18 protein-coding genes are annotated in these 18,935 nt (G+C 45.6%); 15 read left to right on the plus strand and 3 right to left on the minus strand.

All coding sequences use genetic code 11. From position 1 onward, the window contains the following. Positions 1 to 2 precede the first annotated feature (2 nt). From rnr to nusB, 7 genes are all read left to right on the plus strand, one after another. Positions 3 to 2,570 carry a ribonuclease R gene (gene rnr, locus Q0339_RS07280; RefSeq protein ID WP_298078148.1) on the plus strand — a complete coding sequence of 856 codons (2,568 nt, stop codon included), beginning with the start codon at positions 3 to 5 and terminating at the stop codon, positions 2,568 to 2,570. A gap of 23 nt (positions 2,571 to 2,593) precedes the next feature. Next, positions 2,594 to 3,046: an SsrA-binding protein SmpB gene (gene smpB, locus Q0339_RS07285; protein WP_298078149.1), complete on the plus strand. Its 453-nt coding sequence runs from the start codon at positions 2,594 to 2,596 to the stop codon at positions 3,044 to 3,046. 186 nt (positions 3,047 to 3,232) lie between these two features. Further along, positions 3,233 to 3,448: a DNA-directed RNA polymerase subunit epsilon gene (locus Q0339_RS07290; RefSeq protein ID WP_298078150.1), complete on the plus strand. Its 216-nt coding sequence runs from the start codon at positions 3,233 to 3,235 to the stop codon at positions 3,446 to 3,448. Between the two features lies 1 nt (position 3,449). Further along, the gene (locus tag Q0339_RS07295) at positions 3,450 to 5,168 is read left to right on the plus strand and encodes a ribonuclease J (protein ID WP_070755307.1); all 1,719 of its coding nucleotides are present in this window, start codon (positions 3,450 to 3,452) and stop codon (positions 5,166 to 5,168) included. Between the two features lie 43 nt (positions 5,169 to 5,211). Beyond that, entirely contained in the window at positions 5,212 to 6,279 is a 1,068-nt protein-coding gene (locus Q0339_RS07300; RefSeq protein WP_298078153.1) for a Xaa-Pro peptidase family protein, read from the plus strand. A 22-nt stretch (positions 6,280 to 6,301) separates the two neighbouring features. Next, the gene (locus Q0339_RS07305) at positions 6,302 to 6,721 is read left to right on the plus strand and encodes an Asp23/Gls24 family envelope stress response protein (protein ID WP_298078154.1); all 420 of its coding nucleotides are present in this window, start codon (positions 6,302 to 6,304) and stop codon (positions 6,719 to 6,721) included. A 10-nt stretch (positions 6,722 to 6,731) separates the two neighbouring features. Further along, positions 6,732 to 7,166 carry a transcription antitermination factor NusB gene (nusB, locus tag Q0339_RS07310; RefSeq protein WP_298078155.1) on the plus strand — a complete coding sequence of 145 codons (435 nt, stop codon included), beginning with the start codon at positions 6,732 to 6,734 and terminating at the stop codon, positions 7,164 to 7,166. An 18-nt stretch (positions 7,167 to 7,184) separates the two neighbouring features. On the opposite strand, the gene Q0339_RS07315 is transcribed toward nusB, so the two are convergent. Further along, on the minus strand, positions 7,185 to 8,588 hold the full coding sequence (locus Q0339_RS07315) for a PLP-dependent aminotransferase family protein (RefSeq protein ID WP_298078156.1): 1,404 nt from the start codon (positions 8,586 to 8,588) through the stop codon (positions 7,185 to 7,187). A 95-nt stretch (positions 8,589 to 8,683) separates the two neighbouring features. Between Q0339_RS07315 and Q0339_RS07320 the strand changes: the two genes are divergently transcribed. The 7 genes from Q0339_RS07320 to sufB all read left to right on the plus strand — a co-directional run bounded on the left by Q0339_RS07320 (position 8,684) and on the right by sufB (position 15,434). After that, entirely contained in the window at positions 8,684 to 9,505 is an 822-nt protein-coding gene (locus Q0339_RS07320) for a bifunctional hydroxymethylpyrimidine kinase/phosphomethylpyrimidine kinase (RefSeq protein ID WP_298078158.1), read from the plus strand. Then, complete coding sequence (locus Q0339_RS07325; protein ID WP_298078159.1) at positions 9,502 to 10,065, plus strand: ECF transporter S component; 564 nt, start codon at positions 9,502 to 9,504, stop codon at positions 10,063 to 10,065. The genes Q0339_RS07320 and Q0339_RS07325 overlap by 4 nt, the downstream gene beginning before the upstream one ends. A 144-nt stretch (positions 10,066 to 10,209) precedes the next feature. Beyond that, a complete protein-coding gene (sufC, locus tag Q0339_RS07330; protein WP_023390965.1) occupies positions 10,210 to 10,980 on the plus strand; it encodes a Fe-S cluster assembly ATPase SufC in 771 nt (256 codons plus the stop codon). Between the two features lie 8 nt (positions 10,981 to 10,988). Continuing rightward, complete coding sequence (gene sufD / locus Q0339_RS07335; RefSeq protein ID WP_298078161.1) at positions 10,989 to 12,296, plus strand: Fe-S cluster assembly protein SufD; 1,308 nt, start codon at positions 10,989 to 10,991, stop codon at positions 12,294 to 12,296. Positions 12,297 to 12,325: 29 nt separating this feature from the next. Beyond that, positions 12,326 to 13,546: a SufS family cysteine desulfurase gene (locus Q0339_RS07340; protein ID WP_298078162.1), complete on the plus strand. Its 1,221-nt coding sequence runs from the start codon at positions 12,326 to 12,328 to the stop codon at positions 13,544 to 13,546. Beyond that, the gene (gene sufU, locus Q0339_RS07345; protein ID WP_298078163.1) at positions 13,543 to 14,034 is read left to right on the plus strand and encodes a Fe-S cluster assembly sulfur transfer protein SufU; all 492 of its coding nucleotides are present in this window, start codon (positions 13,543 to 13,545) and stop codon (positions 14,032 to 14,034) included. Before Q0339_RS07340 ends, sufU begins: the two co-directional genes overlap by 4 nt. A 5-nt stretch (positions 14,035 to 14,039) precedes the next feature. After that, positions 14,040 to 15,434: a Fe-S cluster assembly protein SufB gene (gene sufB / locus Q0339_RS07350; RefSeq protein WP_298078164.1), complete on the plus strand. Its 1,395-nt coding sequence runs from the start codon at positions 14,040 to 14,042 to the stop codon at positions 15,432 to 15,434. A gap of 124 nt (positions 15,435 to 15,558) precedes the next feature. Here sufB and Q0339_RS07355 read toward each other — a convergent pair whose 3' ends face one another. Together Q0339_RS07355 and Q0339_RS07360 are read right to left on the minus strand one after the other, a co-directional pair. After that, positions 15,559 to 16,131 carry a hypothetical protein gene (locus Q0339_RS07355; RefSeq protein ID WP_298078165.1) on the minus strand — a complete coding sequence of 191 codons (573 nt, stop codon included), beginning with the start codon at positions 16,129 to 16,131 and terminating at the stop codon, positions 15,559 to 15,561. A 17-nt stretch (positions 16,132 to 16,148) separates the two neighbouring features. Next, positions 16,149 to 16,736, minus strand: a complete 588-nt coding sequence (locus Q0339_RS07360; protein WP_298078167.1) for a hypothetical protein — start codon at positions 16,734 to 16,736, stop codon at positions 16,149 to 16,151. 347 nt (positions 16,737 to 17,083) lie between these two features. Between Q0339_RS07360 and Q0339_RS07365 the strand changes: the two genes are divergently transcribed. Then, positions 17,084 to 18,844, plus strand: a complete 1,761-nt coding sequence (locus Q0339_RS07365; protein WP_298078169.1) for a DUF1002 domain-containing protein — start codon at positions 17,084 to 17,086, stop codon at positions 18,842 to 18,844. The last annotated feature ends 91 nt before the right edge of the window (positions 18,845 to 18,935 follow it).

The following is an 18,935-nucleotide window of genomic DNA, read 5'->3' on the forward strand; positions in this document are numbered from 1 at the left end:
GAATTTTGTCCTATTTGAAGGACCAAGAAGCGGGGGCGACTGTGACGAGCCAATCCTTGGCCAAAGCCCTCAATTACGGTGGCACCAAAATGTATAAGAAATTGGTGCGCGCCATTAATTATTTAGAAAATATTGGAGAGTTAGAGCAAACCAAACGAGGCCATTATCGCCTTAATGGCAAGGTCTCGAAGACAGTAGTGGGGACCTATCGAGCTAATGCCCAAGGCTTTGGTTTTGTCACCTATGCCGAAGGCCAGCCTGATTTCTTCGTTCCTCGAGGCCGAGCTTTGAATGCCATGCAAGGGGACACGGTAGAAGTGGAAGTCCTAAAATTGGCTAATCCTCAAACTGGTAAAGGCTCTGAAGTTCAAGTCTTGCGCGTAATTGAACGCGCAGTGAGCCAGTTGGTAGGGGAATTCATCGCTTACCCAAGTGAAGTTCGTCAGGAACGTCAGGCTCTGGGCTATGTCTTACCACAAGGTGATTACAGCGATGCCGTCCGGGTTGAAATCGATCCAGCTGGGATTCAGCCTGCTGACCATTCTATTTGTATTGTTAAGATTAGTCAGTATCCGACAGCAGAAGCGCCTCACATTTTACGAGGCCTAGTAGCCAAGGAAATTGGTCATCGTGATGAGCCTGGTGTGGATATCTTATCCGTTCTCTATCAATTCGGAATTCCGCATGAATTCCCAGAGGCAGTGAAAGAAGCGGCTGAGGCGGTGCCTCAGACCTTATCAGTTCAGGATCTTGCCAATCGGGAAGATTTGCGACAAGAGGTTATTTTGACCATTGACGGGGCAGATGCCAAGGACTTAGATGATGCCATCTCGCTTGACCGCCTAGAGAATGGCGACTATGTCCTGGGTGTTCATATTGCTGACGTATCCTATTACGTAGAAGAGGGTTCTGCCTTAGATTTGGAAGCTTACCAGCGTGGAACTTCTGTCTATTTAACTGACCGAGTCGTGCCAATGTTGCCACAGCGCTTGTCTAATGGGATTTGTTCCCTGCATCCTCATGAAGATCGCTTGACCCTATCTTGTCAAATGGTCATAGATAGCCAGGGACAGGTTAAATCCCATCGTATCTTCCGCTCAGTCATCCATTCTTCTTACCGCATGACCTACGATGATGTCAATGCTATCTTAGAAGGGGATGAGGCACTGCGCCAAAAATATGCGCCAATCGTGGAGCTTTTAGAAGATATGAGTCAGCTCCATCATCTGCTCGAGGCCAAACGAATTAAGCGAGGCGCGCTGGATTTTGATGCGCCAGAAGCCAAGGTCCTGGTCGATAACCAAGGTCATCCTCTGGATATTCAATTGCGGGAACGTGGCCTAGCTGAACGTTTGATTGAATCCTTTATGTTGGCAGCTAATGAGACGGTGGCTAAACACTATATGACTCGCGACTATCCTATGATTTATCGGGTCCATGAGCAACCTGATTCAGAACGTATGCAACGATTCGCTGAGTTCATTACAGCTTTTGGTATTGTCCTTAGAGGTAAGGTAGAAACGATTGCGCCTAAGCAACTGCAGCAAGCTCTTAAACAAGTTGATGGGCAGAACTTTGAACAGGCTGTTTCCACTATGATGTTGCGTTCTATGAAACAAGCTCGTTATAGTGAAGAAGCCCTGGGTCACTATGGGTTGGCAACAGCTGAATATACCCACTTTACTTCGCCTATCCGGCGCTATCCGGACCTGATTGTTCATCGCCTTATTCATCGTTATCTGGATAAGAAACCAAGTCATCAGGATAAGGCTCGTATTTTTGACCAGTTGCCAGGCATTGCTGATCAAAGTTCTAAAATGGAGCGTCGAGCCATTGATGCCGAACGTGATGTGACAGCCATGAAAAAAGCCGAATACATGCTAGATAAAATCGGGCAAGAATTTGAAGGAGTCATCTCTTCGGTGACCTCATTTGGTATCTTTGTTGCCTTACCTAACACAGTTGAAGGTTTGATTAGTCTTAAGGACTTGACAGGCGACTATTATGAGTTCGATCAGGCCCATCTATTGCTAGTAGGGCAAAGAACTGGTCGAATCTTCCGAATTGGTCAGAAGGTTAAAGTACGTTTGGAAGCTGTGGATGTTGGCGAGCGCGAAATTGACTTTAGCTTGCTTGAGGCTGAACCAGTGACTGGCTTAGATGTAGACTTAGTCCTACAGCGTAGCAAACAAGCCAAGGCTGCTAATAAGTCGGCCAAAGGCAAGACTCAAGACAGGCAGCGCAAAGATAAGTCAGCTAGAGCTTCTGCTAAGAAGAAGCGTGTGACTAAAGAAGACAAGGCCTCTGGCAATAAGGCTGGAGCAAGCAAGTCCAAGGGCTCAAAAGCCAATAAAGGTCGTCAAGAGGACAAGGGCAAAGCCAAATCTAAGTCTGCTAGCAAGCGTCATCGCAAGGAACTGTCTGAGCATCAAAGCAAGGATAGTCGTCAAGCTAAAAAGCAGTCTTTTGCTGGCGATAAGGCTAGCAAAAAATCAGCTAAGTCCACGGAAAGTAAATTTAAGCAATTTAAGATTAAACGCAAGCAACCTCAGGCTAACCGCCTAGGTTAGCTCCTGCGGAAATGAGGTGACTGATGTCGCAAGATAAGCCTTTAGCTCAGAATCGCAAGGCGCGTCATGATTATGAGATTCTTGAAACCTATGAAGCGGGTATGGTCTTAACCGGGACAGAGATTAAGTCCATTCGCAAGGGCAAGATGAACCTTAAGGATGGCTTTATCTCCATTCGTGATGGGGAGGCTTGGCTTAAGCAGGTCCATATCAGCCCCTACGACCATGGTAATATTTTTAACCATGATCCGGAGCGGGACCGTAAGCTCTTGCTTCATAAGAAAGAGATTCAGACTCTACATCGCGAAGTCCAACAAAACCGGATGACCCTAGTACCACTGAAGGTTTATCTGGTAAGGGGCCGGGCCAAATTGCTCTTTGGTCTTGCGCGTGGTAAGAACAAGTATGATAAGCGTCATGCCCTCAAGGACCAACAGGCCAAACGGGATATTGACCGCGCCCTTAAAAGCAGATAAGCAACTGGGACCATGGGTCCCAGTTTTTTCATGTCTATTGCCTTGGGAAGAGCTATGTCGGTATGCTTTTTATGCAAAAAAATGTTTGCTACACTTTCCTATTAAGAGGGGATTGTGGTAGAATAAGATTGATAGAGTCTGCCTCGCTCAGGAGGCAACTAGATAGAGAAAGGAAGTTATTAATCAATGATTTTTAAAGTAACATATCAACCCAATTCCCAACAAGTTCCTACGCGGGAAAATACCCAGACCCTTTATGTAGAAGCTGCTAACAAAGGGGAAGCACGGGAATTGATTGCTAAGTATACACCATACAATGTGGAGTTCGTCCAAGAATTATCACCTGCTCATTTAGCTTATGAGCAAGAGTCCAACCCGGACTTCGAAGTGTCGGTGTTCTAGTATGGCAGTTAATTTAAAAAATAACGAAACCGGCGTCTTCGCCCTAGGGGGCTTAGGCGAAATCGGGAAGAACATGTATGGTGTACAGTTCCAAGACGAAATCATCTTATTAGACTGCGGGGTCATGTTCCCGGAAGATGATTTGTTAGGGATTGATTACGTAATTCCTGATTTTTCCTATATTATGCAAAACCAGAGTAAGGTCAAAGCCCTGATTATTAGTCACGGTCACGAAGACCACATCGGGGGCATTCCCTTCCTCCTGCAGCAAATCAATGTGCCTATCTATGCCGGTAAACTAGCGGCTTCGCTGATTCGCAATAAGTTGCAAGAACGGGGACTTCTGCGCCAAGCTGAGATTCACGAAATTGATGAAGATGCAGTCATTCGTTTCCGCAAGACAACCGTCAGCTTCTATCTGACAACCCACAGTATCCCTGAAGCCTACGGGGTAGTCGTTAAGACACCTCCCGGCAACATCGTCTTTACAGGTGACTATAAGTTCGACTTCACCCCTGTAGGGAAGCCAGCGGACTTACACCGCATGGCTAAAATCGGGGAAGAGGGCGTCTTAGTCCTTTTAGGGGATTCCACTAACTCAGAAATTCCAACCTTTACCAAGTCGGAACAAGTGGTGGGACAATCCATTAAGAATATTATTCAGAAGGTAGAAGGTCGGGTTATCTTTGCCACCTTCGCTTCTAACGTTTCGCGTCTCCAACAGGTTGTTGAAACGGCCCAAGAAACAGGACGTAAGATTGCTGTTTTCGGTCGCAGTATGGAATCGGCTATTAAGACAGGTCGGGAACTAGGTTATATTAAAGATGATGATGAGCTCTTTGTAGAGCAACGTGATCTCAACCGGGTGCCGGCTGAGCAACTCATTATTCTCTGTACCGGTTCACAAGGGGAACCGATGGCGGCCCTAAGTCGTATCGCCAACGGGACTCACCGTCAAATTCAAGTTCAACCTAACGATACAGTCATCTTCTCAAGTTCACCAATTCCAGGTAATACCATGAGTGTTAACCGAGTCATCAACCAGCTCTGTGAAGTTGGGGCCCATGTTATTCATGGTAAGGTTAACAACATCCACACATCTGGTCACGGTGGTCAGCAAGAGCAATTGCTGATGATGCGTCTCATGAAGCCTAAGTACTTTATGCCAGTCCACGGGGAATTCCGTATGCAAAGTATTCAAGCTGGCCTAGCCCAACAAACAGGGATTCCTAAGGAAAACTGCTTTGTTATGGAAAATGGTCAGATGCTAGCCGTAACCGCTGATAGTGCTCGAATTGCGGGCAAGTTTACGGCAAATAGCATCTATGTGGATGGGAGCGGCATTGGCGATATCGGACATGTCGTTATCCGCGACCGTCGTAACCTATCAGAAGATGGTTTAGTGGTTATTTCTGCCACTTTAGACTATGAAAACAAGCAGTTGGTTAGCGGACCTGACATTATGTCGCGTGGTTTTATCTACATGCGAGAGTCCAGCGACCTAATTCACTCCTTGCAGTCTAGCCTCAAGTCAGCCATTAACCGTGGCCTTAACGAAAATGGCAATAACGTGAGCGAACGCCTGATTCGCGAAATGATTATGGACACTATCGTGCCTCTAATTTATGAACGGACCGAACGTTCTCCAATGATTATGCCGGTCTTGTTGGACATCAATAAGGGTGTCCGCCGTCGAAAACAGCGAACCGAACAAGACTAAGCAAAGTCTAGACAGATAAGCTTATTAGAAAAGAGGAATGTTTATGTCACGTATTGAAAAAGTAAGAGCTCAGCTCGCTGCACAAGGATTAGATGCCTTGGTAGTGACTAACTTAAAAAATATTCGCTACTTAGCTAATTTTACAGGGACGACTGCGGCCTTGGTTATTACATCAGATCAGGCCATTTTCGTGACCGATTTCCGTTATGTGCAGCAAGCAAGTAAACAAGCACCAGATTTTACCTTATTACAAAACAAGAAGGAAATCTTTGCTGAAATCAATGACTTCTTAGTTGCTCATAAGATTCAAAAAGTCGGGATTGAAGCGGACGAAATGACCGTTTCTACTTATCTTCGCATTAAGGATTTCTTTGGCCCAGAAGTGGTGCCAACTCAGGGCTTAATTGAGAAAATCCGCGAGATTAAAGACGCAGATGAATTGGCAACCATGAAGAAGGCCTGCGAGATTACCGACCAAGCTTTCAGTCATATTCTGACCTTCATTAAGCCAGGTGTCACTGAAATTGAGGTGGCTAACGAATTAGAACGTTACCTCAAAACCTTGGGAGCTAGCGCTATGTCCTTTGATACCATTGTAGCCAGCGGCTTACGTTCTGCAATGCCTCATGGGGTAGCTTCTGATAAGGTCATTGAAGAAGGCGATGTAGTAACCTTAGACTTCGGTTGCTACTATCAAGGCTATTCTTCCGACATGACCCGTACCATTGCGGTTGGTTCAATCGATCCAAAACTGGAAGAAATTTATCATATTGTGTTGGAGGCCCATAACTTGGTTAACCAAAAGGCTAAAGCCGGTATGACCGGGGCTGAATTGGATGCTATTGCACGTGATTATATTAGTGAAAAAGGTTATGGTCAATACTTCGGTCACAGTCTGGGGCATGGTGTCGGTTTGGACATTCATGAAGCACCAGGTGTCAATTCCAAGAATGACCAACCAGTTGAAGTTGGCATGGTCATTACCAATGAACCAGGCATTTATATCGAAGGCTTAGGTGGCGTTCGGATTGAAGATGACTTAGTAGTTCACCCAGACCATGTAGAACTGCTTAACCGCAGTCCAAAAGAATTGATTATTTTAGAAGTTTAAACCTAAAAAGGAGGAAGCCCAGATGACCCAAGAAAACAGTCATTTTGAACCACAAACGGTGGCACCCTTAGGGGAAATTAACATCACTACTGGTGTCCTTGAAGCTATTGCAGCTAAAGCTGTAAGTGAAGTAGAAGGTGTCTACCAACTCCACAAATCCTTCCAAACAGAAGTAGGTGGATTCTTTGGCATGAATCCTGATCGGGTTGGTGCTCGTGTTCGCCGCGACGATTCAGAAATTGCCATTGATGTTAAAATCGACCTTAAATACGGCTATTCTGTACCTGAAGTTGCCATGAAGGTTCAACAAAAAGTTAAGGAACAAATCTTCTTCATGACGGATTTAGTTGTTCAAGAAGTCAATGTCCATGTCGCTAGCATCCAAACGGAAGCTAGTCAGCCTGTGGATTATCTCCACTTAGATGAAACTGATGGTGAGTAGTGTGACCAAGATGAGTAATCGACACCAAGTTCGGGAGAAGGCCGTTCAGACCATCTTCCAACTCATCCGGCCTCAAGTGCCCGTAAGCTTAGACCAAGCTTGTGCCTTCGCCCTTGAAGCGGGCAACGACCCTGAAGCTGGCTTTGAAGGCTCTGATGCCTACTTGGACCGTCTGGTTCAGGGTGTCAACCAAACAGCTGAGGAGCTAGACCAACGTATTAGTCACTATTTATCTGAAGACTGGACTTTGGATCGCTTAGCGCGGATTGACCTAGCGATTTTGCGAGTTGCCTTCTACGAACTTCTCTATGTGAGTGAGGACGAAGTGCCAAGCAAGGTAGCTGTCAATGAAGCAGTAGAACTAGCTAAGACCTTTAGTGATGACAAATCCAAGCAATTCATTAATGGGGTACTAGCAGGTTTACTTAAAGACCTAAAAAAATAAAAGCAAAAGACCACCAAACTATGTCTTGGTGGTCTTTTTATGTTGTCTCAGGGCTTGGTAGAGGTCACTAATAAGTGTGTCCACCTCATCCATAGGAAGGCCAGAAAAACTCAGGAAGATTTGCTGGTCGAAGCCATTCTGGGCTTGGATAGAGAAGTCAGCAAGCGTCTTAAGTCGAATGCCCTCTTGAGCCAGTTGGGCCTGAAAAGGCTGGCTATGGAAAGCAAAACTCGGTTGAATTAATAGGTGGAGACCTGCATCAAGGCCAATTAGTTGGGCTTGAGGATCTTGCTTTTCAATGGCGTGAATCAGCCTATCACGCTTGCGTTTGTAGAAGCTCCGGGCTCGATTAAGATGGCGTTCTAAGTGACCTTGCTGGATAAAATCGTGAATAGCATACTGAGAGATGGTATTCAAGTTGACTGCGAATTGCTTTTCCTTCTGATAGAAAAGAGATAGAAGGGTTGCTGGCAATACCATATAGCTGATGCGGAGGCCAGGACTGAGAATGCGGGACAGGCTGCCCATATAGATTACTTGATTTCCTTGGTCTAATTGTGCTAGAGAGGGGACAGGTCGGCCAGTATATTTAAATTGGCTATCGTAGTCATCTTCAATAATCCAGCGATTAGGACTCTGCCTAGCCCAGTCTAAGATAGCTTGGCGACGGGGTAGAGGCATAACTGATCCGGTCGGAAATTGATGGGTAGGAGTGACGCTAAGGATGTCTAACTGGTCCAGTGGCGCTTCTTCGATAGCTAGCCCTAGTTGATCAAGTGGGCAGGCTTGAACCTGCCAGCCCATTTCTTTCAAAAATGGTAGCTGAGCGTGGTAGCCGGGATCTTCAATCCCAATTCGACGCTTAGGGGAAAGGAGTTGGACTAAAATCTGAAAGAGGGCCTGAGCATTAGGGCCTAGGATCAGTTGGTCTGGTTGACATGGAACGCCACGTTCATTGGCTAGATAGCTTGCCAAACTACTTCTAAGTGGCGCTAAGCCTTGAACAGAACTAGGCCCAAGCAAGTCAGGGGACTGTGAGTCAAATCGCTGAGTATAAAGTCTACGGAAAATTTCAAAGGGGAAGAGACTGGGGTCGGTTTCGGCCTTGGTTAAGTCATAGCGCCAACTAGGGCTAGGACTAGTGGTTAGGCTGGCTTGTTCCGAGGTCAGTTGGACTTGGAAACGCACATCGGCTACGAAGTAACCTTGACGTGGTCTGGTTTCTAGGTAGCCTTCGAGGCTTAATTGGTCGTAGGCATTAATGACGGTATTGAGGCTGATGCCTAAATCCTTGGCAAGTTGGCGCTTGCTTGGGAGCTTTTGATGGGCAACTAAGTGGCCGGAATGGATTTGATTTTTAATAGCTTGATAAAGTTGACTATAGAGCGCTTCTTTCTTGTTTGAGTCGAGATGAATAAGCATAGAGTCCTCCAACTGGTACTAGTCATTTGTAAGAAACTGGCACTATTAATGGTACCAGAAATAGGGTATGATAACAAGCAGAGGGAGGGAATTGAATGGCAAGTATTTTGGTAGTGAATGATATTCCTGGCACAGGCCAGGTGGCTGGTTTAACGAATTTGGCTGTATTGAATGCAGCTGGTTACGAGGTGACCCTCCTGCCTACAGTTTACTTAACCCACCATACCGGACGTTGGCCAGTCTACCGCGAGAGTTTGGATGCAGCCTTTTCCGCCTCTTTAATGGCTTGGCGACAGGTCAAGTTCCAGGCTATTGTGACCGGATATTTTGGCAATGCCAACCAGATTCACCAATTTGTTAACTGGTATAAACACTACCAAGCTGACACCTTTTTGGTGGTGGACCCCATCATGGGAGATCGTGGTCAGCTTTATACTGGGCTGGATCAGAATTATGTTGCGGCTATGCAAGAACTGGTTGCCTTAGCCGATTATGCCCTGCCGAATTTGACGGAGGCCTATCTCTTGGCTGGTCTAGATGCTGAGTTAGTTAAAACTCAGGAAGATAAGCAAGCTCTAGAGACTTTGGCTAATCTTGAATATAAGCAAAAGTCTTGGATCATCACAGGGATTGAAGTGGATGACAAGATTGGGGTGGCTTTTGAGTCTAATCAAGAGGCTTGGACTCAGCGCCAAAATTGCCATTTGTTTGGCACTGGGGACTTCTTCACTTCTTGTTTCCTGGCCTGCCAGGTAGGGGGCTTATCTCTAGAAGCGACATGCCAATGGTGTGTTGATCTAGTTGGACGGGCCGTAGAAAACCAGGGATTAGACCGAGCTCTAAGTCGCCAGGAGCTTTATTATCAGCCTTATTTACCTTTTATCAGCAAAACCTTAAGAAAAGAGGACTCATTATGAATCAAACAAAAACAGCCTTTCACCGTCGCTTAGTAGGCTATATCGAAATTGGGTTATTCGCAGCACTTATCGTTCTTGCGATTACTTATTTAAAAATCCAGATGCCGGGTAGAACCATGGTTCATGTCGGCAATGCCTTAGTTGTTTTATCCGTCTTACTACTAGGCTTCAAGCGTGGTTCTATTGCTTCCTTTTTAGGTCTTTTCATCTTCGATGTGTTCAATGGCTTTGCTGCTTCTGTCGCCTTTACGCTTTTGGAAGCCGGCCTGGTTCTTGTCACGGTTAATGCAGTCTACACCTATGTATTTAAGAAACGTGACACGCGCTTTAACCTTGTTGCGGTTTCCGTTGTGGCTGGTTTAGTCAAGATTGTCAGTCGGCCAGTCTCCATTGTGGCGCAACAATTGGTTTTAGGATCTAGTTGGAATGCGGCCATGGCAAGAGTAGTCGAGAAGATGCCCGCCACCTTCTTCACTGCCATCGTAACGGCTATTTTAGTAGGGATTCTCTACTATCCAATGAAGCGTGTGATTGAACGTTTCCATCCAATTGGCGAATAGTGATTATGCTGAAGCTGGTTTTACCAGCTTCTTTTTTCTTGTTTAAATAAATGCACAAAAATCACAAAAGAAAGCGCATGAATTGCGTCTCAAGGCAAATAACGGTAGAATAAAGGAGACTATAAGGAAGGAATAGGTGACGATATGCCAGTATTAGAAATCAAGGATTTACATGTGGCCATTGAAGGCAAGGAAATCCTTAAAGGGGTTAACTTGACCCTCAAAACAGGAGAAATTCATGCGGTTATGGGACCAAACGGGACTGGGAAGTCCACCCTAGCGGCGGCCATTATGGGTAACCCTGCCTATCAAGTAACCCAAGGTGAGATTCTCTTAGATGGTGAAGATGTCTTGGAGATGGAAGTAGATGAGCGCGCCCGTGCTGGTCTTTTCTTGGCGGTGCAATATCCAAGTGAGATTCCAGGCGTCACCAACGCTGAGTTTATGCGCGCAGCCATTAACTCTCGACGGGATGACGACAACAAGATGGGCGTCCGCGAATTCATCAAGAAATTGGATGAGAAGATGGCGCTACTAGATATGCCAGAAGAAATGGCCGAACGCTATCTCAATGAAGGTTTTTCAGGTGGGGAGAAGAAGCGTAATGAAATCCTACAATGCCTCATGATTGAGCCTAGCTTTGCTATTTTGGATGAAATCGACTCTGGTCTCGATATTGATGCCCTTAAGGTGGTATCCAAGGGCGTCAATGCCATGCGGGGGGAAGGTTTTGGTTCCCTGATTATCACCCACTACCAAAGATTACTCAACTACATCACGCCCGATGTGGTCCATATTATGATGGAAGGGCGCGTGGTAATGACAGGCGATGCTGAATTAGCTAAACGCTTGGAGGCGGAAGGTTATAAGGGTATTAGTGAAGAATTAGGTCTTCACTATGACGAGAAAGCCTAGGTGATAGCATGACTAGCAAACATTATTTAGACCAGATGCAGGCTTTGGCTACTTTTGCCGCCCTTCCTGACTGGTTCCGCGCTATTCAAAATCAAGCCCATTCAGTCTGGCAGGATTTGCAGTTACCAGTGATTGAGCGGGTTAAGTATCATCGTTGGCCCCTCCTATCCCAAGAAGTAGTAGCACCACAAACCTTAGAGGAACCGCTACTCTATGGTCTAGATGCGGCTTTGGCTGAGCAAGACCACCTGAGTGGGCAGATTGTGCATGTGGGCAATCATACTCTAGTGGAAAGTTTGGATCAAGACCTAGTCGATCAAGGGGTAATCGTGACAGATTTGTTCCAGGCTCTTGCAGATTATCCTGACCTAGTTAAGGAACATCTCTTCTCGGTGATTGGCGCCCATGAAGACCAAATTGAGGCCTATCATACGGCCTTCATGAATGGGGGGCTCTTCATCTATGTGCCAAGAAATGTAGCTGTGACTTTGCCGCTTGAATCACTCTTGGTCCAAGACAGTCGCTATGATCAAGCCTTCAACAAACATGTACTGATTGTGCTTGAACAAGGGGCAAGTTTAGATTATGTGGAGCGCTTAGAAACTTATGGTGATAAGCCAAACTCTGCCACCCATTTTGTTGAAGTGGTCGTTAAGGCTGGCGCACAGATTAAGTATTCAGCAGTCGATACCCTAGGGGCCAAAAGCCATGCCTACATTAAGCGTTATGCCCAAACGGCGCGCGACGCCAAAATTGATTGGGCCATTGGTGAACTTAATGACGGTAATGTCATCTTAGACTTAGACACCTACCTCAATGGTGATGGTTCTGAATCTCAAGTGCAGATTGTCGGTATTTCAACTGGCAAGCAAATCCAGGGCATTGATTCGAAGGTGGTCAACCGCGGTAATCATTCTGTCGGGAATATTCTGCAACATGGGGTTATCTTGGACCGCGCAACCTTGACCTTCAACGGGATTGGGCTGATTGAAAAATACGCCAAGGGTGCCGATGCTCAGCAGGAAAGCCGAGTACTCATGTTATCTGAGAAGGCTCGAGGAGATGCCAACCCTATCCTTTTAATTGAAGAATTTGAAGTGACTGCAGGACACGCGGCTTCTGTAGGTCAAGTAGATGAAGAACAACTCTACTACCTGATGAGCCGAGGCTTAAGCCGAGAAGCTGCTGAGTACTTAGTAGTACGAGGTTTCCTAGGCCCAGTTATTGTGCAAATGCCTTCGGCTGAAATTAGACGCCGCTTAGTAGAAATTATAGACCGTAAATTAAGTGGTTTAGAAGGTGGCCAGGAAGGCTAAAGCTATTAAACACGGAAGGAGATTGTAAGATGCCAGCAAAGATTACTAGCCCATCACCATGGGCTAAGGACTTTCCCATACTCAAGCAAAAGGTCCATGGCCAAGACTTGATTTTTTTTGATAATGCGGCGACTAGTCAGAAGCCACAGCTTGTCTTAGATCGCTTGGCTAACTACTATCTCCAAGATAATGCCAATATCCATCGTGGGGTTCATAGTCTGGCCAACCGAGCCACTCAAGACTATGAAGCAGCCCGCCAGAGAGTAGCTGACTTCATGGGTGCCAAGTCGCAAGAGATTATTTTTACCAGTGGGACTACTGCGGGTTTGAATTTTCTGGCGGACCGTTGGATAGGACCTAGTTTACAGCCAGGAGACCAAATTGGGCTGACTTATTTGGAACATCATTCCAATCTAGTGCCTTGGCAAGCGCTAGCCCAAGAGCGGGGTGCCACACTCTCTTATCTACCCCTAACGGAGGATCATCACTTGGATATAGAGGCCCTAGAAGCTAGTGACTGGTCCAAGCTCAAGGTCATTACCATCCATCATGTCTCCAATGTCTTGGGGATTTCTCAGGATATAGCTGCTTTAACAGCCTGGGCTAAACCACGAGGCATTAAGGTCATTGTTGATGGTGCTCAGGCAGTCGCCCATTTGCCAGTAGATGTAGAAAGCCTAGGAGTCGATGCCTACTGTTGGAGTGGTCATAAGCTCTACGGACCGACTGGAATTGGCATTTGCTACCTCAAGCAAGAACATCATGACACTTGTCAGCCATTTTTCTATGGCGGTGAAATGGTCCATCAAGTAGGAGATTACCAAACAGACTACGCGGTCGCCCCACAGAAATTCGAAGGGGGAACGCCGCCTATTGCTCAAGCCATTGGCTTGGCAGCTGCCATTGAATGGTTGTCCACTATCGGATGGCAAGCGATTGAAGCCCATGAAAGTTTTCTGATGCTAGAACTAGTAAGAGGCTTACAGGCTATTCCGGGTCTGGAAGTCTATGGTCATGGGCATGGTATTGTGACCTTCAATATTGCGGGTGTCCATCCTCATGATGCAGCGACAGCCTATGATTTAGAGGGCATTGCCATGCGAGCAGGCCACCATTGTGCCCAGCCTTTAATGCGCCGCTTAGGTCAAGCAGCGACTCTGCGTGCTAGTGTGGCACTCTATAATGATGCGCAAGAAGTCGCACGTTTTATCGAAGTTACCAAAGCAGTGAAGGAGTTTTTCTGTCCATGAGTTTAAATCAATTAAATCAACTCTATCGCCAAGTCATTTTGGACCATGGGCAACATCCCCGTCATTTTGGTAAGTTGGACCATGCCAGTCAAGAAGTGGAACTATTCAATCCTACTTGTGGCGATGCGATTGTCTTGTCCTTAAAAATTGAAGATGACCGCATCCTTGATTTGGCCTTTAGTGGCCAGGGCTGCACCATTAGTATGGCTTCTGCCAGTATGATGTGCGAGGCTTTGTTGGGCAAGCCAAAGGATCAAGCCCTAGCCATGATTGCGACTTTTCAAGCCTTGGTTGGTGGACCAGGACAAGTGGAAGACCGTTGGGAGCAAGCGCTAGGTGATGCAGCCCTCTTAGAAGGTGTTAAGGCCTTTCCTGCCCGTTATAAGTGTGCCATCCTGGCCTGGAAGGCCCTAGGACTGGGATTAGATCAAGATACAAGCTTGGATGAGGGCTTAAGCAGCCATAACCAAGCACAAGAAAGCGAGTGAAGATAATGAGTGACGTACCTGTTGTTAACGACTATGCCTATGGCTTCCACGATGATGCCGAAATTATCTTTTCTACGGGTAAAGGTCTGAACGAAGAGGTTATTCGGACTATTTCCAAGGAAAAAGGGGAGCCTGAATGGATGTTAGACTACCGTCTGCGTTCACTTAAGGTCTTCCGTGATAGTAAGTTGCCTGACTGGGGGCCTGACCTGTCAGCACTAGATTTTGATGATATTATATATTACCAGAAGGCCATGGATCGTCCTGCCCGTTCCTGGGATGATGTGCCTGATGAGATTAAGGAGACCTTTGAACGTATTGGGATTCCCCAGGCTGAACGCGAGTATCTAGCGGGTGCTGCGGTTCAATATGAATCGGAAGCAGTTTACCATAATATGAAGGCCGAGTTTGAAAAATTAGGCATTGTTTTTACTGACACGGACTCTGGTTTACGCGAATACCCAGAGATCTTCAAGGAACATTTTGGGACAGTGGTGCCACCAACCGATAACTTTGAGGCCGCGCTCAATAGTGCTGCTTGGAGTGGGGGTACCTTTATCTATGTTCCAAAAGGGGTCAAGTGTGACATTCCACTTCAAACCTATTTCCGCATTAATAATGAGGGGACAGGACAGTTTGAGCGGACCTTGATTATTGTGGACGAGGGCGCCAGCATCCACTATGTGGAAGGCTGTACGGCACCAACCTACTCGACAGCTTCGCTACATGCAGCCATTGTGGAAATTATTGTCAAAAAAGACGCCTATTGCCGTTATACCACCATTCAAAACTGGTCTAACAACGTCTATAACCTAGTGACCAAGCGGGCCCATGCCCATGCGGGGGCAACTATGGAGTGGATTGATGGAAACTTAGGCGCTCATACAACCATGAAGTATCCAAGTGTCTATCTTCAAGGAGAAGGGGCGCGGGGTACCATGCTTTCCATTGCCTTTGCCGGTAAGAACCAAAAGCAAGACACGGGTGCTAAGATGATTCACAATGCCCCCAACACCTCTAGTTCCATTGTGTCTAAATCCATCGCCAAGGATGGGGGAGAGGTTAACTATCGTGGGCAAGTGACCTTCGCTAAGAATTCTAAGCGCTCAATTTCTCATATCGAGTGTGATACCATTATTATGGATCAGGCTTCAAAATCGGATACCATTCCGTTCAATGAGATTCATAATGGGCAAGTCTCCTTGGAACACGAAGCCAAAGTCTCCAAGATTTCAGAGGAGCAACTCTTCTACTTGATGAGTCGAGGGTTGTCTGAATCTGAAGCGACGGAAATGATTATCATGGGCTTTGTCGAGCCTTTTACCAAGGAATTACCGATGGAATATGCGGTTGAACTCAACCGTCTCATTAGTTATGAAATGGAAGGCTCTGTTGGCTAGACAGGGGCTATCAATATAAGTTAAAAACACCTCGTGACTTGGGCACTAGCCTGAGTCACGAGGTGTTTTATAAATAAATCCTCATTGGCTGAGTTGCGCTAGCCAATGAGGATTTTTGAGTAAATTATTTTGGTGTCCAGGTTTTAAGAATTTCCTCTAAGGCATCCATGTCTTGAGGTGCCCCTTCGACAGCTAAGTAGTAGACTGAATCAGGATCGGACTCTGTGGTGAAGTAAACGAGACGTAAGGATTTCTCTTGAAATTGTACTTCAACTCCGACAGCGTCCTTATAGCTAGATGGGTAATTCTTAGCAGCGCTTAAGGTGAGCTTTTCATGGGATGGGATGGTGGCAAAGGTAGCCATGTGATCGGTCGCATAAGGATATGGTTTAGGTAGTTTACTGAAGACTGGATGATTTTCGATGCCTTGATAAGCTGGCAACTTATTTAATGTGACTACCGTAAATGCATCTTTAGAAGACCACTGGAGCTGGGTGGGTGAGTGTTCTCCAAGTTCAGTAAATTTGACAAAGTCGGAAGGAATCATGACATAGCCTAGTGAGTCGCTGCCGACTTTCTGACTTAAATCAAGTTTAGTAGTAGTTTGACTACTAGAGGATTCTTCGGCCAAAATGGTCTGGGGCGCAAGCACGACTAGGCTAGCCAAAAGGCATAAAAAGGTTAAAAATCGTTTCATTATATGGCTCCTCCTTCTTAAGGTTTCTTACTTGACCAGGTTTTAGCAATGTCACCAAATGAAGAAAGACTATCTGCATTAGGGCCGTCCATACCAATTAGGTAGACATAGTTACTATCATTTTTATCGGTGAAATAGACACTGCCAATAGCACTTGAATCCTTATAGCTAACTAGGTAGTAGCCATCAGGCAGGTTGTCGAAGCCTGCAGGTCCAGATTGAAAGGTAAGTTCTTTATCAGGTAAGCGATAAACAACTTCTTTCATGATAATCCAAGCTGGAAGAGTCAACTTAGTCAATGACTGAGGCTTACTTTGAATATAATCTGTCGCATTCAGTCTCATTAAGCTAATCGATGTGTTGGTGGATTTATTGACGAATGACAGACCGCCAGTGTTTTGGTCACCAGTTTCGTTCGCTTCGTAGCCCTCAGGAAGGGTTAAGTAGCCAACCGTATCGTTGCCGACAACTTGTGTGCCAGCCGTTGCTGCGCTTGAAGTTTGACTAGATGTGCTAGTGTTAGACTCAGCGAGAATGGCAACAGGCTGCCAGAGGGTAGTGGCTAGCAGTCCTAAGGCCACAAGCCGACTGAGTTTTTTGTTCATGAAAATCATCCTTTCATTGCCAGAGGGAAAGCCTCTTAACTTAGGGGCATTCTGTAGAGATGCCACTTATACTGATAGTATAGCACTTATACTAGGGGCATTCAAGAAAGGCTAGTTTCAGAAAAATACTTAAGATAGGGATTTGACGATAGTTAAGATCGGAGACAGAGAACGGTTTTAAGCATTTTTTTGTTTCTTCTAGGACCGAATGATTTGTGAAGGTTTAAGGCTAAATGTTAAGAAACCTTGAAATTTGAAAGACAAATATGGTAATTCTACGTACTATGACAAGCAGTATGTTACAATATACTTAGACCAAATTCTCTAGATTTAGGAGTGAGGAAACTATGAAGAAATCAACTAAATGGCTCGTTGCCTTAATGGCAGCTCTTGCTGTGGCACCTAACGTGGCCTATCTAAGCCAACCGACATCAGAACTAGTTTCTGCGGTAGAACAAGCCCAACAACAGAAATTATTGTCTTTGGGAGCTTCTCTGAATCCGCAACAACAAGAACAAACCAAAAATCTCTTAGGTGCTAAAGACTTTAGTGCCGCTAATACGCTCATGGTAGATGGGAATACTGTTAACCAGTACTTACATGATGGGTCTAATGCGAGCACTACTGTTTATTCCAGTGCTTATATTGAACAACAAGCGGCTGGTTATGGGGTACAAGTTCAAATTGTGACACCACAAAATATCACTTTAGTCAGTGCTACGACTTATCAGAACGCAGCTATTACGTCTGGTGCTAAGGATGTGCTGATTCGTATTGCTACCGTTAGTCCTGTAACGGGTGAGGGGGCATTGGCAGGGGTCTATGCCTTGCTTGCTAAGTCAGGTGTTAAAGTAGATGAGAAAGCTGTTAAGGTTGCTGAGAAAGAGATCAAGGTAGTCGAAGTTGTCAAGAAAGAAGATAAATTAGACGATACCAAGGCTAACCAAATCATTTCTGAAATCAAAAAAGAAGTCACCAACCAACAAGCCAATCAAGGGGTAAACGTGGATACCCAAGTGGCACAAACCATTGTTAACCAAGTAATCAACAACACCACTGTTAACAACAATACGACAATCAATAACAACACCACTAACAATAACACGACCGTTAATATTTCTGACTCAACTAAGGAAGAGTTAGTAAAATTAGCGGAAGAATATGCTAAGACAGAGGCAGCTAAGTCTAAAGATACTATCCAACAGTTAGAAAAATCGGTAGACAATAGCCTCAATGCACCTTGGAAGGAAGTCCTCAACAGCTTAGACGAAGCTAGTGCGCCAAGCAAGGAAGAAATCTTAAATGCCGAACGCAAGGATTACTCTGACCAAGCTGTTTACAACCCAATTCTGCCTGCAATGTTCAAGAAATTCTATGAACGTGTGCAAAATGGCGAACCAGTTTATGATATTTACTCTCATACCTTCATTCTGGAAAAATTCTTGCCAGATATGAAGCCTGAAGAGAAACAAGCCCTCAACCAATTACGTGTTTACCTCTATCAATACACCAACACTTTGGATAAGGATCGTAAGGAAGCCTTGGGTAACGACTACACCAGTGTTAAACAACGTTGGACCGCTCAACTTAATGCGGCTGAAGCAGTGGGTAACCAAGCAGATGTCAAGAGCCTAACAGATAAGTTTGCCCTGGCAACGGGTTATGCTAATGAAGTATATGCTTACGAATTCGTTCAAGATGGTAGCAAGATTACAGCCTTGCCTCGGGTAGACTTAGTGACCCATGTGTCAACAGCTGATCACCTCTTCTATGATACTGCGACTGGTCAAGTCAGCGTGGGGATTGAGCCAAATGTTACGCCTGTAGCCAATGGACTCTTTAGCTTCCAAAATGCTTACGGTGTTGACGTTAAGCCAAGCGCTGATTTAACGATTAACTTGCCAAAAGATTTTAAGATTCCAGGTTATAATGGGGATAATCAACCAAGTAACTCCGAAAACCAAGAGTCGCAAGCTTCTGGGCAAAATCCAGCTGACGCTTCGACAGCTCCCGCTAATCAGGACCAAAATCAACCAGCACCAGCACAACCAGGAACTGAGTCAGGTGAAGCAAGCCAACCTGCTAATAATAGCCAAAATCCGCAATAGGGTAATAGCTAACCCTCGGCACGCTATGAGGTGGGCCGAGGGTCTTTTGATTTGTTAGATATTTCAATTGTTACATTTAATGCTCAAATCT

The organism is uncultured Abiotrophia sp. (assembly GCF_938010525.1).
GTDB lineage: Bacteria > Bacillota > Bacilli > Lactobacillales > Aerococcaceae > Abiotrophia.

Bases quoted from the DNA above. Each gene is read 5' to 3' on its own strand.
- smpB (WP_298078149.1), top strand. From the start codon at position 2,594: ATGTCGCAAGATAAGCCTTTAGCTCAGAATCGCAAGGCGCGTCATGAT.
- Q0339_RS07290 (WP_298078150.1), top strand. From the start codon at position 3,233: ATGATTTTTAAAGTAACATATCAACCCAATTCCCAACAAGTTCCTACG.
- Q0339_RS07295 (WP_070755307.1), top strand. From the start codon at position 3,450: ATGGCAGTTAATTTAAAAAATAACGAAACCGGCGTCTTCGCCCTAGGG.
- Q0339_RS07300 (WP_298078153.1), top strand. From the start codon at position 5,212: ATGTCACGTATTGAAAAAGTAAGAGCTCAGCTCGCTGCACAAGGATTA.
- Q0339_RS07305 (WP_298078154.1), top strand. From the start codon at position 6,302: ATGACCCAAGAAAACAGTCATTTTGAACCACAAACGGTGGCACCCTTA.
- nusB (WP_298078155.1), top strand. From the start codon at position 6,732: ATGAGTAATCGACACCAAGTTCGGGAGAAGGCCGTTCAGACCATCTTC.
- Q0339_RS07315 (WP_298078156.1), bottom strand. From the start codon at position 8,588: ATGCTTATTCATCTCGACTCAAACAAGAAAGAAGCGCTCTATAGTCAA.
- Q0339_RS07320 (WP_298078158.1), top strand. From the start codon at position 8,684: ATGGCAAGTATTTTGGTAGTGAATGATATTCCTGGCACAGGCCAGGTG.
- Q0339_RS07325 (WP_298078159.1), top strand. From the start codon at position 9,502: ATGAATCAAACAAAAACAGCCTTTCACCGTCGCTTAGTAGGCTATATC.
- sufC (WP_023390965.1), top strand. From the start codon at position 10,210: ATGCCAGTATTAGAAATCAAGGATTTACATGTGGCCATTGAAGGCAAG.
- sufD (WP_298078161.1), top strand. From the start codon at position 10,989: ATGACTAGCAAACATTATTTAGACCAGATGCAGGCTTTGGCTACTTTT.
- Q0339_RS07340 (WP_298078162.1), top strand. From the start codon at position 12,326: ATGCCAGCAAAGATTACTAGCCCATCACCATGGGCTAAGGACTTTCCC.
- sufU (WP_298078163.1), top strand. From the start codon at position 13,543: ATGAGTTTAAATCAATTAAATCAACTCTATCGCCAAGTCATTTTGGAC.
- sufB (WP_298078164.1), top strand. From the start codon at position 14,040: ATGAGTGACGTACCTGTTGTTAACGACTATGCCTATGGCTTCCACGAT.
- Q0339_RS07355 (WP_298078165.1), bottom strand. From the start codon at position 16,131: ATGAAACGATTTTTAACCTTTTTATGCCTTTTGGCTAGCCTAGTCGTG.
- Q0339_RS07360 (WP_298078167.1), bottom strand. From the start codon at position 16,736: ATGAACAAAAAACTCAGTCGGCTTGTGGCCTTAGGACTGCTAGCCACT.
- Q0339_RS07365 (WP_298078169.1), top strand. From the start codon at position 17,084: ATGAAGAAATCAACTAAATGGCTCGTTGCCTTAATGGCAGCTCTTGCT.